Below are 14,437 nucleotides of genomic sequence, written 5' to 3' on the forward strand. Positions count from 1 at the left end.
TACAATCACTTCATTTATATAACGACTTTATAAAAGCCGGCACACCTTTACAGCTTGCTGCTGGTCCCGGTAGCTGCTCACAGGCTGAATTCAAAAGTATAGTGGTACGGCGTTGGCTTTCAATCCATGGCCTTACGCTCCCTGTCGTCCATTCACACTTTTTACTACTTCCTGGTCAACGCATTTATTATTTAGCTTACATTTTAGAATAGATTATACAATAATAAATGATAGCAAAGCAAGCAGCAAATGCCTAATAATTGGTTCATTATTGCACAAAGCCATATAAAACAATACCTGTAGCTACGGCAACATTTAACGACTCAGCCTGACCAAAAAGTGGAATAATCATATTTTGATCTGTTAATGCTAATAATTGCGGATGAATGCCACTGCCTTCATTCCCCATTATAATGGCAAATGCTCCAGTATGCTGAATATCGCTATAGATGACAGCATCCTCATCTAAAGCTGTGCCAAATACAGGAACTCCTTGATGTTGCAGCAAATCTATCCACTCTGCTAAATCGCCTCGTACAACAGGAATATGGAAATGTGAGCCTTGTGCAGCGCGCAATGTTTTAGGATTATAAATATCCGCACAGCCTTTGCCTAAAATAACGGCATCTAACCCTGCTGCATCTGCTGTACGAATCATTGTCCCGATATTCCCTGGGTCTTGCACAGCATCAATTAACAATACCTTACGCCATGTTGTCATCACGGCTTCCTCTAAAATAGGCTGCTTGCACACGGCAAAAACACCTTGAGAAGTTTCCGTTTCTGCAAATTCCTTCGCCACAGCTGCTGATACTTCCACTATCGAAACATTATCAATTGCCCAAAGCATTGGTAAATCAATACCTTCGCGCACAATAATTTGTATGACTTGCTCTTTATTTTTTAAAGCCTCTTCAACAAGATGAAAGCCTTCCACAATAAATTCGCCTGATCGTTCACGTTCCTTTCGCATCATCGCTAATTTCTTCCAGTATTTCACTAACGCATTTTGCGTAGATTCGATTCTCTTCATCGCTGCCTCTTACCGCCTTTTTTCTCTATATTGATCATTATTATACATTAGAAAATAAGCTATTTCATAGCGATATTGCAAACAACAAATAAGCCAATTTCAATATAAGGCTATTTGTCATGACCTTGTTTATAATTTTTCCCATGAAAAAAAGTTTATTTCAAAGCCATATTAAGATATATCAACAAGAAAGGAGCAACTGATATGGGTAGAGATAATAAACAAGGTCAAAGCAATAATAAAGGCTCATTACCACAAACGCCAAAAAATCAAAAAATCGCGCCAAATAAGGTCGCTGAGGAATTTTCCCAAGAGTTTATGGAACTTATTCATTCCGTTACACAACAGCAAAATAAGAAGAAAAAATAAAGCGAGCCTTCAATCGAAGTCTTACAGCCTGTTAATACGGAATAAAGGGGTGTTACAATTGGATTTTCAACGTGCACAGGAAATTGTCACCTCATCATTAGAATATGAAGTAACCTATAATGGCGTTTCTGTATGGATCGACCAACTTCATAATGATGAAAAAACAGCCACTGTTCATCTTCGCCGCTCTTTAGAGGAGCGCTCCGAAGTGGCGATATCCGAGCTAAAAGAAGAATACCTTGTCCACTAAATAAGTAAAGAACCTGCTTCATTTTCCCTAGAAAAAGCAGGTTCTGTTTATTGAACACCCTAAATTGTATAATCACCTTTTAGTCGTCGTAATGTTTCTTTTACATGTTGATGCAGCGCTGTAAACGTTTCTGAAATCTCTTGGGGAGAGATGGGCTTGCTAAATAAATACCCTTGAATATAATCACAGCCGCCATCGCTAAGAAATGCAAGCTGCTCCACATCCTCAATCCCCTCTGCCACAACTTTTAGACGTAAATGCTTTGCCATCGAAATAATCATCGCTACAAGTGCTTCATCATTTGGATTATGTGGAACATTTCTCACAAATGTACGGTCAATTTTTAAACAGTCAATTGGAAATTCCTTTAAATAAGATAAGGATGAGTAACCTGTACCAAAATCATCTACAGCAATTTGAATACCAAGTGCCTTTAGTTCATGAAGTAGCTGTGTCATTTGGTCAATGTTCATCGTCATACTTTCTGTAATTTCCAACTGTAAAAATTTCGGCTCTAATTTTGTACGTACTAAAATGGCTTCCACCATTTCCACTAAATCCTGCTGAAATAGTTGACCAAGTGATAAATTTACTGCCACCTTAAGCGGTGGTAATCCTTGCTGCTCCCAAATTTTTGCTTGCATACAGGCTGCTTCTAATATCCATTCACCAAGTGGAATAATCAAACCACTTTCCTCAGCGATAGGAATAAATAATTCTGGTGATACAAAGCCACGTGTTGGATGACGCCAGCGCACTAAAGCCTCTACCGATTCAATGGTGCCTGTTTTTAAATTAACCTGTGGCTGATAATCTAAATAAAATTCATGGTTTTCTAATGCTTTATGTAACTCCTGCTCTAAAAGAATACGATCTGCAATGCCTTTTGACATATAAGGCTTATAAAACAGCAATCTTTGAGGGATTTGCCTTGCCTCCTGCATAGCTAACTGTGCATGCATTAATAGCTCCTCACCTGTCCATTTTTCCTCGTATAAGGCAATACCTATATTTAAGTTACCATTTAAGGAAAACAACTGCACTTGCACAGGGTCCTTCATTACACTTTTTAAATTTAAGCAAAATTGTAATAGCTCCTCAATACTCTTTACATCATTTACATAAATAACAAACTGTTCCTCACGCAATTTCGTAGCAAAATAATTGGGGGGCACAATTGCTTGAATACGATCCGCTACGAGCTTCATCATTTTATTGGAGTTGCTGATGCCTATAGAAGAGCGAATGGCTGCAAAGCGATCAATTTCAACTGCAATAACCGCCTTTTGCAAACTATTTTCATGTAAATGGTCCTTTAATGTTTTGAGCAATAAATGTTCATTAGGCAATAGTGTAATATCATCATGACATGCCTGAAATCGCAGCTCCTGCTGGGAATGCTCAAGGTCCTTCTTAATTTTTAATAGCTGCTGAAATGGTTTTTCAACAGATGTATAATAAATCGCCATTAAGAAAAAGTAGAACGCTAAAAATTGATAAATCAGTGCTGAGAAGTCCCATATCGCATTGTTATCACGGCTAATCATAAAAAAGATATCACTTACAATAAGAGCAGCAGCAGCACCAATTATCCACATTGAACGCTTTGGTATTTTGTATATATACCTACTAACAATGATGATTGTAATGATTTGAAAAACTACTGAAAAAAGATGAACTATATTATCAATGCGAATCAGCCATTGCGTTTGTAGTAATTGTGTAGCTAGATAGGCAAGAAAAATACTTGCGATCACAAAAAGAAAAGAGCTGCCATACGTCAATGCTCGATATTTTAGCGATAATTGTTTTTTAGGGCATAAAATAATAAATAAAAATCCAAGTGACACATATAAACGCGCTAATATATGTAATGGCTCACCCATAAAATCCCAGGCAGCTAAATGCTGTTGACTAAACACTAAGCTAACTAATTCCAACAAAGCAATGATAAAAAATAAATTCCCTATGTATAAAGTTTGATTTGATAATAAGTGTGAAAACACTAAATAGGATTGTATAGCAATCGCCATTGTAAACACGATAATCAACACTTGGATCACTAATTTTAAATTTTTATAAATATCACCATGAAAAACACCATAAATTTGATTGCTAAAGCTTAGTAATGGTATTACAAGCAATAAGGGCAATACCACATGCCAAACCTCTTTTTTCTCTAGCTGACTAAACCATTTCTCCAATCCGAACCCTCCATACAGTATGCTCAAAATTCACTAGGAAATTTTAACTATCTATATCGAATTAAAATAAGTTGTCTATACCCTTAACTTCTTACAAATCATAACACTTTTATCGGAACTTGTATGCATTTTTACAAAGTATGCTAATATTCATGTTATTTCAATATTAGCATACTTTTGATAATTTATTTCGTTATTCTATAATAAAAAACTGTTTTTGTAGCTTTTTTATTATCCTTGCACGCCTTTTGGTCACAGCGGCGACAGATAAACCTAGTTCCTTTGCTATCTCCTGATGACTATATCCTTTTATATAATAAAGGAGTATGATGCTTCTTTCTACCTGCTGTAACTGGGACAGTATACTCTCTACCATCATAACATTTTTTTGATTATTTCCTTCCTCCAATGCATCATATATATAGTTAAGTGTTTCATAATCAACAGTCGTTATCTTCTCTGTATAACGCTTTTCCTTTGCTAATTCCTTTAAAAGCTCCCCTTTCACTGTTGTATAAATATAAGCAGAAAATTGTCCTTTGGATGGATCAGCTTTTTGCCATGCTTGCCAGACTGCAATGGCGGCAATATGACGATAATTATCAAAATCCTTGTAGATACGGAGCTGTGAAAAAATAGCTGTAATCATTGGTTGCACTGCCTCCAATATTTCATCGAATGGTTGGGTAGGTGATAGCTTTTGCTTGCCTTGAATAGTCATATTCCTCTTCCTATCAACTGTGCACAGTCCAATATTCCTAGGTACTTTTATCTTAGACTGAAACAGTGCTGATAGGCGAATAGCCATTTGTCCCTTTAGCAGCAGCAGTTTTCATAAATTTTTTGTAATATTTATGCATAACAATAGTTTATTTATAAAAAAATAAGCTATTTTCTTTGGTGCTTCATACATATTTTAGTGATGGTTGGACAAATTACTAGTAAGGAGGCGAATATCAATGAATTTTCAAATAAGAAATGCAATTGCAGCGAATGTACATGGTCAATCGGCAGACGAATTTAAAGATATTGTAGAGGATGCGATTAGCCGTGGAGAGGAACATTTATTGCCGGGGCTTGGTGTATTTTTTGAAAAATGGTGGCAGCAATCAAGTACATCTGAACAGGATGCATTCGTTCAAAAATTAGAAAAGGCTTTTGCCAATTAACTTTTTAATGTTAATGCATTCCCTTTCCAATAAATGCATGATAAAGTTTTAGTTATCAGAAAATTTGGAGGGATTGGCATGGCAGTTGCAGTAGAACTTATTGTAAATCAACTTAAACAAGTTTTATTAGAAGAACAAATATCTACAAATGAAACCGTACGACAGTTACATGGAAAAGACGAATCTCATCATGCACTAAGCTTACCTGATGTTGTTGTCTTTCCCCGTTCCACAGCAGATGTTAGCGCGATTTTAAAAATTGCGCATGCGGAACGTGTACCTGTCGTACCTTTTGGTGTTGGCTCAAGTTTAGAGGGCAATGTCATTCCTATTGCACATGGTATTTCCATTGATTTCTCTGATATGAATGCCATTTTGGAAATTCGGCCAGATGACCTTCTTGTAAAGGTACAGCCCGGTGTGACACGCTCACAATTAAACAAAGAATTAAAAAAGCACGGTCTGCAATTCACAGTAGACCCAGGCGCTGATGCAACACTCGGTGGCATGGCAGCAACCAATGCAAGTGGCACAACTGCGGTACGCTACGGTGTAATGCGAGATCAAGTGCGCGATTTAGAGGTGGTGCTAGCAGATGGCTCTGTTATCCATACAGGAAATTTGGCTGCAAAATCCTCTTCTGGCTATCATTTAAATGGTTTATTTGTTGGATCAGAAGGAACACTTGGCTGCTTTACAGAATTAACATTAAAAGTTTACGGCATACCTGAATTTGTGACAGCAGGGCGTGCTATTTTTGACACAGTTGCTGATGCTGTTAGCGCTGTCACTGCATTATTGCAAGCGGGTATTTCAATAGGTCGAGTGGAACTCGTTGATGAGGCATCTATCAAGCAGGTTAATCTGTATAATGAAACAGCCTTTACTGAAAAGCCAACACTATTTTTAGAATTTCACGGAAATGAAGCAGGGATGCAAGAAGATATTGCATTTACAAAGGAAATTTTTGAGGACTTTAACTGCTTATCTGTTGAATTTGAGCACGACAATGCGGCACGCAATAAGCTATGGGAGGCACGTCATTCATTAGCCTATGCCTATATCCACGCATACCCAGGCAAAAAGCTAATGTCAACAGATGTTTGTGTGCCTATTTCAAAGCTAGCAGAAACTATTTTATATGCACGTGAACAGCTCGATCATGTTGGACTTGCAGGTGGTATTGTTGGGCATGTGGGAGATGGTAATTTTCATACACTATTAATGCTCAATCCACTTGACCGAGAAGAACAAGCAAAAGCAGACCACTTTAATGAGCGTATCGTTCAATATGCTTTGCTACGAGGCGGCACCTGTACAGGAGAGCATGGCGTGGGAATTGGTAAAATGAAATATCAATCAACTGAGCATGGAGCAGCACTAGTCGTCATGAAAAGTATAAAGGCAGCATTAGACCCCTATAATATTATGAATCCCGGTAAAATTTTCACATAATCAAAAGCCCCCGCTGATTACCTAAATAATTAGCGGGATGTATTTACCTAAAAGAAAAAAGCAACCCAGCGTCTCCCAGGTTGCTTTACATATGTAGCGATGTAGCCATCCATCTTGACAACAAACATCGCGCGTGGTTTACATCCCTCTGTCTGTGCACCACTATCGCCTATTTGCAGGGACACCCTCTGTTGCCCAAGCAAACTTTATCGAGATTGTATTTTAAGCTAGAATCGAAGCAAGTACAGCCTTTTGTGCATGCAGTCGGTTTTCAGCTTGCTCAAAAATATAAGAATTAGGACCATCAATAACTGATGTTGCCACTTCTTCTTCACGATGTGCTGGTAAGCAATGAAGGAACATATAATCTGATTTAGCATGTGCTACAAGCTCATCATTAATTTGATAGCCTGCAAAGTCTTGTAAACGCTTTGCTGTTTCCTCCTCTTGCCCCATTGATGTCCAAACATCTGCATAAACAACATCTGCATTTAGCACTGCCTCCACAGGATCATGGGTTTCAAGAATTGTACTACCATTTGCTGCAGCAATTGCCTGTGCTTTTGCTATTACTTCCGCGTCACATTCATAACCAACTGGTGTTGCTACCGCTACATGCATGCCGACATGGGCAGCAGCAACGACTAATGAGTGCGCTACATTATTGCCATCGCCTACATAGGCAATTTTAAGCCCTTGTAAATCCCCTTTGTTTTCGGCTATTGTTTCTAAATCAGCTAGTGCCTGACATGGATGATAAATATCTGTTAATCCATTAATAACAGGAATAGCTGCATGCTCAGCAAGCTCCTTCACCATCGCATGGGAATTTGCACGAATCATAATACCATCTAAATAGCCTGATAAAACATGTGCCGTATCATAAATCGACTCGCCACGGCCAATTTGTAAATCACGTGCATGCATAAACATACCTTTTCCACCTAATTGATTCATACCAACTTCAAATGAAATACGCGTACGAGTGGAATGTTTTTCAAAAATCATGCCCAATGTTTTACCCTCTAGTAATTTTGGGCATTTTCCTTCTTTTGTAATTGTTTTTAGCTGTGTTGCTAGCTCAACCAATTGCTGAACCTCTTGACTTGTATAGTCTAGCAAAGTTAGTAAGTCTTTCCCCTTTAAACTAGCTACTAACTTTAACTGTACTTCTTCGAGTAATTTCATCGCCTTCGCTCCTTGCTTTCGTTGCTGTTGAACTTAGTATAACATGCATAAATATAAAATCAACTGAATTTTTATAATATTTTTTTATTTATTTTAAATTGTGACAAAAATTCGTACAACCTACTATTTATGCATATTAACAAAATTGTCGCCATCTATACCGTCACTTTTGAAAGAAATATATAAACTTATGAACGCGCTGCTTAAATACAAAACATCCGATTTTATAGTGAGAAATGAAGAGTCGAGCATTATCAATCACGATATTTATGCTATGTGTAATATTGTTTATAAGCATTTTTAGTACCAATAAGTAAAAAAAGCCTCCTAACATTTAGTTAGAAGGCAAAACGATAGTATTTCTATTTAGTTCTTTTCATTCAATCAGTCAAATGTAATTTTATTGACTGCATTACGGTCTAATTTTTTAATCACTTCTACCATTAGTTTTACTGCATTATCATAATCATCACGGTGTAGGATACCTGCATGTGAATGGATATAGCGAGTCGCAATACCGATTGATAGCGCTGGTACGCCATTTGCTGTTAGATGAATGGAGCCAGCATCCGTGCCACCACCAGCCATTGTTTCAAATTGATATGGAATATTGTTGTCATCTGCCACATCTAATACAAACTCACGTAAGCCGCGGTGTGAAACCATTGATGCATCATAGACAACAATTTGTGGACCTGCGCCCATTTTACTTGTTGATTCTTTCGCTGTCACACCAGGAGTATCTCCAGCTACGCCTACATCTACAGCAAAGCCAATATCAGGTTGAATTTTATGTGTTGCTGTTTTCGCACCACGAAGCCCAACCTCTTCCTGTACAGTTGCTACCGAATAAAGAATATTTGGGTGCTTTTCATTTTGCAATGCTTTCATTACATCAATGGCAATCGCACAGCCAATACGGTTATCCCATGCTTTTGCCAATAAATATTTATCATTTTTCATCACATTAAATTCAAAATATGGCGTTATCATATCGCCAGGACGTACGCCCCACCCAAGCACTTCATCTTTAGAGGCTGCACCAATATCAATAAACATATCTTTAATGTCTACTACTTTGTTACGTACATCTGCTGGTAAAATATGTGGTGGCTTTGAACCAATTACCCCAATAATTTCATCACCTGTACGTGTCGTGATTGTGACGCGTTGAGCAAGCATAACTTGGCTCCACCAGCCGCCCACTGTTTGGAATTTGATAAAGCCTTTATCATCGATTTGTGTCACCATAAAGCCCACTTCATCTAAATGTCCTGCTACAACAATTTTAGGACCGTTTTCATCGCCTACTTTTTTAGCGATGACACTACCTAAGTTATCTGTTTCAACAGTATCAGCATATGGTGCGATATATTTTTTCATTACTTCGCGTGGTGCACGCTCATTGCCTGCAATCCCATTCGCATCTGTTAAATCTTTAAACATTTGTAATGTTGAATCTAGCTGTGTCATCCTTTTGCCTCCCACTTCTTATTTCCTCTTTATTATACTTCGTTTATCGAAATATTCCTAGCTTAATCGTCTGAAAATTGATATATTACTTTATTTAATAGCCTGATTGCTGACGCTTATAATTTTCTTTATTTTTTTCAAGATATGCACTCACAACATCGTCAAATGTAAAATCAAGGTTGTATGCAAGCAATCCATAGTATTGCCATATCGTTGTATATTGATTCTCGGTAGGCTTTTCAATAAACAGTAAAATAGCCTTTTGTGTTTCTAAAAATAACTCGGTTAAATTTCTTTTTTCAGCGCTTATTGGCCATGTTTCAATGGATGTATAGCCCTTTAATAAGCCAAGCGATAAGATAAAATGGATAGAATCCACATATTCTTCTAAAATAACTTCACGCTCTGATGGTCCCTTGGTACTCCAAAATTTAAAGCAACGCGTTTCATTTGCAAGCTCGGCTAGCTCTACTAGTAATGCTAAGCCTTTTTCTTGAAATACATCATGTTGAATATTTTGTGTTTGCTCAATAAAAGCATCAAGCTCTTTTTGCATGTTAAACAATTGTTGTAAATTCATTTTCTTCTCCTAAATTTTAAAAAAATAATTAAATAAAATGAAACTATTTGACCCCTTTAATCGTATAGGAAGGAATAACCTTTCTTCAAGGGGGAAATTTAAAAATGTTGCCGTTACTTATTCGACTTGCTGTAATAGCACTTATTATTTATGTATTTTACAAAGCGATACGTTATATAACCGATCCTAAGCGCAAACTTGATGAGGCATATGAAAAAGGTCAGTATTATTTTTATGACGATGTAAAAAATGTGCGAAAGAATTTCTTTATTTCTTATAAAGGCGCTCTTTTTGAGGGGGAAAAATACCTAGGTACAACAGAAGATGCCTTTGAAGTTGTTTCCATTTTCATCGGTGCTCGTGATGCTGCAACATTGCAAGGTTTTACAAAAAGCGATTTCCAATATTTACAGCAAGAAATTTTAATGAACTATCCAAATGCTAAAATTAATTGGAAACAGCCTATTGAACAGCTTATGCGCAACACATCCTCATGATGAGGATGTGTTTCTTTTATTATGCCCACAATTGTACAATACAGAAGATTTGAATTGCTGCTAACAAAGGAAAGCCAAATGCAAAGCTATTGTGGCGTGTTTTATGGCGAAATAAATACATACCAAGCACACCGCCGACAGCTCCTCCTGCTATTGCAAGTATAAATAACGTGCGCTCTGCAATACGCCATTCCTTATTTTTTGCTCGTGATTTATCCATACCCATTAAAATAAGTAGCACAATTGATACAATGCTTATATAAGCTAATAATGCTTGCCCCATACCTGACTCCTTTACCCAAAACATATACTACTAATCTAACATAAAAAAGGCTGACGGAAAAATCCATCAGCCTTTTTAACACCTATTGCTTTGGGTGTAAAAATTACTTAGCGACTGCTTTTTTAGCAGCGTCTGCTAATTGAGAGAATGCTGCAGCATCTGTTACAGCAAGGTCAGCTAGCATTTTACGGTTCACTTCAATACCTGCAACTTTTAAACCGTGCATTAAACGGCTGTAAGAAAGACCGTTCATACGAGCAGCTGCATTGATACGAGTGATCCATAATTTACGGAAATCACGTTTTTTCTGACGACGGTCACGGTATGCATATTGACCTGATTTCATCACTGCTTGGTTAGCAACTTTATATAATGTATGTTTAGAACCAAAGTAACCTTTAGCTAATTTTAAAACTTTTTTACGACGTTTGCGCGTCACTGTTCCGCCTTTTACGCGTGGCATATGAATTACCTCCTGCTTTTCATTTAAAAATGAATGTTAGTTGTTAGTTATTTTGTAGTCAATTATTTCATGTAAACAAGTAAAGATTTGATGCGCTTGAAGTCACCAGATGAAACGATGTTTGCTTTACGTAGGTGACGTTTTTGTTTCGTAGATTTGTTTGCGAATAAGTGGCTTCCATAAGCACGGTCGTATTTTAATTTACCTGAGCCTGTTTTTTTGAAACGTTTCGCAGCTCCACGGTGAGTTTTCATTTTTGGCATGTCGAATTCCTCCTAAACTGTTCGTCTAATATTATTTCTCGTTCTTTGGTTGAAGAACTAAGAACATGCTTCGGCCTTCCATCTTCGGTTTTTGTTCTACCGTTGATACTTCAGCACAAGCTTCAGCAAAGCGATCTAACACACGTTGACCAATTTCTTTATGTGTAATCGCACGACCTTTGAAACGTAGGCTACATTTTACTTTATCGCCCTTTTCAAGGAATTTAATCGCATTACGTAACTTCGTTTGGAAATCATGCTCATCGATTGTTGGGCTCAAACGAACCTCTTTCATTACGATGACCTTTTGATTTTTACGAATTTCACGGTCTTTCTTTTGCTGTTCAAACTTAAATTTACCATAGTCCATGATACGAGCGACTGGCGGCTTGGCTTGAGGGGCCACAAGGACAAGATCCAAGTTTACACGAGCGGCGATTTCTAGCGCTTCATTACGTGTCTTTACACCAAGTTGGTCACCATTGTGATCGATTAATCGAAGTTCACGTGCGCGAATGCCTTCGTTTACATACATGTCTTTGCTAATAGTAATCCACCTCCAAGTAGTTGTCGCGAATACATGGTTTGGGCAAAGCCTTGCCCGGTTGAACGGTACATCCTCTTGTCATGTCCATAAAAAAAGGACGGACATTTTTGAAGATGTCCGCCCGCTATATGTGCATGCGCAAGTCTACGCAAAACAATTCAACGTGTCATACCTGTTCACAGCCTTTAAAGCGTTGTATCAGGTGAGAAGCGGGCAGCCTCTACTTCAACCACAAACTTTGTATTCATTAACCTTATCTATATTAGCATGTATAAAATAAGCTGTCAAATATTTATTTTGCTTATTATCATTACCTTAGCCCAAACATTGGTTATTTATACAGAAAACCTCACTTCAAGCATTGAAATGAGATTTTCGTGCTAGGTATTATTTTGTGCTTTCTGCTTTAATAGTTGCCAAAAATTCCTCGAAGCTTACTGTTTCAGAATCTTTTGAGCCATAGCGACGAACGTTGACACCGTTTGCCTCTACTTCTTTATCACCGATAACAAGCATATACGGGATTTTCTTCATTTGCGCTTCACGGATTTTATAGCCAAGCTTTTCTTCACGGTCATCCATTTCTACACGTAAGCCTGCTGCTGTTAATTGTTCTTCGATTTGTTTTGCATAGTCGAAGTGTGCTTCATTGGATACTGGAATGACTTCTACTTGCACAGGTGCTAGCCATGTTGGGAATGCACCTTTATATTCTTCGATTAAGAAGGCTACAAAGCGCTCCATTGTTGATACAACACCACGGTGAATAACAACTGGACGATGTGGCTTGCCATCTTCACCAACATAAGTGAGGTCAAAGCGTTCAGGTAATAAGAAATCAAGTTGAACTGTTGATAGTGTTTCTTCTTTACCAATAGCTGTTTTCACTTGAACATCTAATTTTGGACCGTAGAATGCTGCTTCACCTTCTGCTTCGAAGTAATCTAAGCCAAGCTCATCCATTGCTTCTTTTAACATACCTTGCGCCTTTTCCCACATCGCATCATCATCAAAGTATTTTTCAGTATCTGCTGGGTCACGGTAAGATAGACGGAATGAATAATCATTTAAGTCGAAATCTTTATAAACCTCTAAAATTAACTGTACTACTTTTTGGAATTCTTCTTTAATTTGGTCAGGACGAACAAAGATATGTGCATCATTTAATGTCATCCCACGTACACGTTGTAAGCCTGAAACCGCCCCTGACATTTCGTAACGATGCATTGTACCAAGCTCTGCAATACGTAATGGTAGGTTACGATAAGAATGCATACCATTTTTGTAAACCATCATATGGTGCGGACAGTTCATTGGGCGCATAATTAATGTTTCATTATCCATCTCCATTGGTGGGAAAATAGAATCTTGGTAATGATCCCAGTGACCAGAAGTTTGATAAAGCTCTTTAGAACCTAATACTGGTGTATAAACGTGCTTATAGCCAAGCGATAATTCCTTATCTACAATATAACGCTCAATTACTCGACGTATTGTTGCACCATTTGGTAGCCATAATGGTAAACCTTGACCTACCTTTTGAGAAGTTGTGAATAAGTCTAGTTCTTTCCCAATTTTACGGTGATCACGCTCTTTTGCTTCTTCCAGCATTTGTAGGTGATGCTTTAACTCATCTTTTTTGAAGAATGCTGTACCATAAATACGTTGTAGCATTTTGTTATCAGAGTTTCCTCTCCAATAAGCACCCGCTAAAGATAACAGCTTGAATTCACGAAGCTTACCAGTGGATGGTACATGAATACCACGGCAAAGATCGAAAAACTCTCCTTGATAATAAATAGATACTTGCTCATCCTCTGGGATCGCTTCAAGTAGTTCTAATTTATATTCATCGCCAATTTTCTCATAAATGGCTTGTGCTTCAGCACGGCTTACATTTTTGCGTTCAATTTCAAGGTTTTCTGCAATGATTTTCTTCATTTCTTTTTCAATAGCTGGCAGGTCTTCAGCAGTGATTGGTGTTGGTGAGTCAATATCGTAGTAAAAACCACCATCAATAACTGGGCCAATTCCAAGCTTTGCGTCTGGGAATAGACGTTTAACCGCCTGTGCTGTTAAATGCGCTGTTGAGTGACGTAAAATCTCAAGTGCTTCCTCATCATCCTGTGTAATAATTGAAATTGTTGCATCCTCTTCAATCGGTGTTTTTAAATCGACTAAGACACCATTAATTTTACCTGCATAAGCTTTTTTACGTAGGCCAGGGCTGATGGATAATGCTACGTCATCAGTGGATGTGCCTTTTGCAAATTCCTTTACAGCGCCATCTGGAAAAGTTAATTTAATATTCTCTGACATGTTTTTGCACTCCTTTGTTTTTTGTAACATACATAATGCTTGATGAAAGCCATGATAAGTTTAAATAGCTGCTTATTTGAGCGACTCTATACTCTTTATGAGCAGTTTATTTTATCCTAGAAAAATAAAAAAGCTCCGTCCCTCACGAAAGGGACGAAGCGTATGCTCGTGGTTCCACCCTTCTTCCTTCCGACTATAGTTAGTCAGACGAAGCTCTAGGCTAGCTAACGGGCTAGGGACCGGCGAAAGATTATCCCTTTCGCTGCTCAGTAGGTAGTAAATTTAGTGCTCACACTAGGAAGCTTTCAGCCGATGACTTCCCTCTCTTATAAGCTGATACACAA

At 37.8% G+C, this 14,437-nt stretch carries 16 protein-coding genes; 5 read left to right on the forward strand and 11 right to left on the reverse strand.

The genetic code is table 11. The features are described from left to right. Window positions 1–268: 268 nt before the first annotated feature. Window positions 269–1,033, reverse strand: coding sequence for a TrmH family RNA methyltransferase (locus tag MHB42_RS13725; RefSeq protein ID WP_340806856.1), 765 nt, complete (start codon window positions 1,031–1,033; stop codon window positions 269–271). 204 nt (window positions 1,034–1,237) lie between these two features. On the opposite strand from MHB42_RS13725, the gene MHB42_RS13730 reads away from it, so the two are divergent. Together MHB42_RS13730 and MHB42_RS13735 are read left to right on the forward strand one after the other, a co-directional pair. Beyond that, the gene (locus tag MHB42_RS13730) at window positions 1,238–1,402 is read left to right on the forward strand and encodes a YfhD family protein (protein ID WP_340806857.1); all 165 of its coding nucleotides are present in this window, start codon (window positions 1,238–1,240) and stop codon (window positions 1,400–1,402) included. Window positions 1,403–1,460: 58 nt separating this feature from the next. Continuing rightward, window positions 1,461–1,652, forward strand: coding sequence for an H-type small acid-soluble spore protein (locus MHB42_RS13735; protein ID WP_340806858.1), 192 nt, complete (start codon window positions 1,461–1,463; stop codon window positions 1,650–1,652). Between the two features lie 59 nt (window positions 1,653–1,711). Here MHB42_RS13735 and MHB42_RS13740 read toward each other — a convergent pair whose 3' ends face one another. Both MHB42_RS13740 and MHB42_RS13745 read right to left on the reverse strand, forming a co-directional pair. Continuing rightward, on the reverse strand, window positions 1,712–3,856 hold the full coding sequence (locus MHB42_RS13740; RefSeq protein WP_340806859.1) for a putative bifunctional diguanylate cyclase/phosphodiesterase: 2,145 nt from the start codon (window positions 3,854–3,856) through the stop codon (window positions 1,712–1,714). A 193-nt stretch (window positions 3,857–4,049) separates the two neighbouring features. After that, window positions 4,050–4,577: an RNA polymerase sigma factor gene (locus MHB42_RS13745; RefSeq protein ID WP_340806860.1), complete on the reverse strand. Its 528-nt coding sequence runs from the start codon at window positions 4,575–4,577 to the stop codon at window positions 4,050–4,052. A gap of 238 nt (window positions 4,578–4,815) precedes the next feature. Between MHB42_RS13745 and sspI the strand changes: the two genes are divergently transcribed. Continuing rightward, window positions 4,816–5,025, forward strand: a complete 210-nt coding sequence (gene sspI, locus MHB42_RS13750; protein ID WP_340806861.1) for a small acid-soluble spore protein SspI — start codon at window positions 4,816–4,818, stop codon at window positions 5,023–5,025. A 78-nt stretch (window positions 5,026–5,103) separates the two neighbouring features. Further along, a complete protein-coding gene (locus tag MHB42_RS13755) occupies window positions 5,104–6,480 on the forward strand; it encodes an FAD-binding oxidoreductase (RefSeq protein WP_340806862.1) in 1,377 nt (458 codons plus the stop codon). A 222-nt stretch (window positions 6,481–6,702) separates the two neighbouring features. Here the strand turns inward: MHB42_RS13755 and argF are convergent, their stop codons facing one another. From argF to MHB42_RS13770, 3 genes are all read right to left on the reverse strand, one after another. Beyond that, complete coding sequence (gene argF, locus MHB42_RS13760; RefSeq protein ID WP_340806864.1) at window positions 6,703–7,668, reverse strand: ornithine carbamoyltransferase; 966 nt, start codon at window positions 7,666–7,668, stop codon at window positions 6,703–6,705. Between the two features lie 384 nt (window positions 7,669–8,052). After that, on the reverse strand, window positions 8,053–9,141 hold the full coding sequence (locus MHB42_RS13765; RefSeq protein ID WP_340806866.1) for a M42 family metallopeptidase: 1,089 nt from the start codon (window positions 9,139–9,141) through the stop codon (window positions 8,053–8,055). Between the two features lie 94 nt (window positions 9,142–9,235). Beyond that, window positions 9,236–9,721 carry a dUTP diphosphatase gene (locus MHB42_RS13770; protein WP_340806867.1) on the reverse strand — a complete coding sequence of 162 codons (486 nt, stop codon included), beginning with the start codon at window positions 9,719–9,721 and terminating at the stop codon, window positions 9,236–9,238. Window positions 9,722–9,825: 104 nt separating this feature from the next. Between MHB42_RS13770 and MHB42_RS13775 the strand changes: the two genes are divergently transcribed. Then, on the forward strand, window positions 9,826–10,218 hold the full coding sequence (locus tag MHB42_RS13775; protein ID WP_340806868.1) for a sigma-w pathway protein ysdB: 393 nt from the start codon (window positions 9,826–9,828) through the stop codon (window positions 10,216–10,218). Window positions 10,219–10,237: 19 nt separating this feature from the next. On the opposite strand, the gene MHB42_RS13780 is transcribed toward MHB42_RS13775, so the two are convergent. The 5 genes from MHB42_RS13780 to thrS form a co-directional block, all read right to left on the reverse strand. After that, the gene (locus tag MHB42_RS13780) at window positions 10,238–10,501 is read right to left on the reverse strand and encodes a DUF1294 domain-containing protein (RefSeq protein WP_340806870.1); all 264 of its coding nucleotides are present in this window, start codon (window positions 10,499–10,501) and stop codon (window positions 10,238–10,240) included. A gap of 103 nt (window positions 10,502–10,604) precedes the next feature. Then, window positions 10,605–10,964: a 50S ribosomal protein L20 gene (rplT, locus tag MHB42_RS13785; RefSeq protein WP_340806872.1), complete on the reverse strand. Its 360-nt coding sequence runs from the start codon at window positions 10,962–10,964 to the stop codon at window positions 10,605–10,607. 62 nt (window positions 10,965–11,026) lie between these two features. Continuing rightward, complete coding sequence (gene rpmI / locus MHB42_RS13790) at window positions 11,027–11,227, reverse strand: 50S ribosomal protein L35 (protein ID WP_004226312.1); 201 nt, start codon at window positions 11,225–11,227, stop codon at window positions 11,027–11,029. A gap of 31 nt (window positions 11,228–11,258) precedes the next feature. After that, window positions 11,259–11,762 (reverse strand): translation initiation factor IF-3, encoded by a 504-nt coding sequence (infC, locus tag MHB42_RS13795; RefSeq protein ID WP_016994853.1) that lies wholly within the window; start codon window positions 11,760–11,762, stop codon window positions 11,259–11,261. Between the two features lie 399 nt (window positions 11,763–12,161). Continuing rightward, on the reverse strand, window positions 12,162–14,093 hold the full coding sequence (thrS, locus tag MHB42_RS13800; protein WP_340806878.1) for a threonine--tRNA ligase: 1,932 nt from the start codon (window positions 14,091–14,093) through the stop codon (window positions 12,162–12,164). Window positions 14,094–14,437 lie beyond the last annotated feature (344 nt).

The organism is Lysinibacillus sp. FSL K6-0232 (assembly GCF_038008325.1).
Lineage (GTDB): Bacteria > Bacillota > Bacilli > Bacillales_A > Planococcaceae > Lysinibacillus.

Coding starts and splice junctions, on each gene's coding strand:
- MHB42_RS13780 (WP_340806870.1), bottom strand. CDS start 10,501: ATGGGGCAAGCATTATTAGCTTATATAAGCATTGTATCAATTGTGCTA.
- MHB42_RS13770 (WP_340806867.1), bottom strand. CDS start 9,721: ATGAATTTACAACAATTGTTTAACATGCAAAAAGAGCTTGATGCTTTT.
- argF (WP_340806864.1), bottom strand. CDS start 7,668: ATGAAATTACTCGAAGAAGTACAGTTAAAGTTAGTAGCTAGTTTAAAG.
- thrS (WP_340806878.1), bottom strand. CDS start 14,093: ATGTCAGAGAATATTAAATTAACTTTTCCAGATGGCGCTGTAAAGGAA.
- MHB42_RS13765 (WP_340806866.1), bottom strand. CDS start 9,141: ATGACACAGCTAGATTCAACATTACAAATGTTTAAAGATTTAACAGAT.
- MHB42_RS13725 (WP_340806856.1), bottom strand. CDS start 1,033: ATGAAGAGAATCGAATCTACGCAAAATGCGTTAGTGAAATACTGGAAG.
- infC (WP_016994853.1), bottom strand. CDS start 11,762: ATGTATGTAAACGAAGGCATTCGCGCACGTGAACTTCGATTAATCGAT.
- rpmI (WP_004226312.1), bottom strand. CDS start 11,227: ATGCCAAAAATGAAAACTCACCGTGGAGCTGCGAAACGTTTCAAAAAA.
- MHB42_RS13730 (WP_340806857.1), top strand. CDS start 1,238: ATGGGTAGAGATAATAAACAAGGTCAAAGCAATAATAAAGGCTCATTA.
- MHB42_RS13755 (WP_340806862.1), top strand. CDS start 5,104: ATGGCAGTTGCAGTAGAACTTATTGTAAATCAACTTAAACAAGTTTTA.
- MHB42_RS13745 (WP_340806860.1), bottom strand. CDS start 4,577: ATGACTATTCAAGGCAAGCAAAAGCTATCACCTACCCAACCATTCGAT.
- rplT (WP_340806872.1), bottom strand. CDS start 10,964: ATGCCACGCGTAAAAGGCGGAACAGTGACGCGCAAACGTCGTAAAAAA.
- sspI (WP_340806861.1), top strand. CDS start 4,816: ATGAATTTTCAAATAAGAAATGCAATTGCAGCGAATGTACATGGTCAA.
- MHB42_RS13775 (WP_340806868.1), top strand. CDS start 9,826: ATGTTGCCGTTACTTATTCGACTTGCTGTAATAGCACTTATTATTTAT.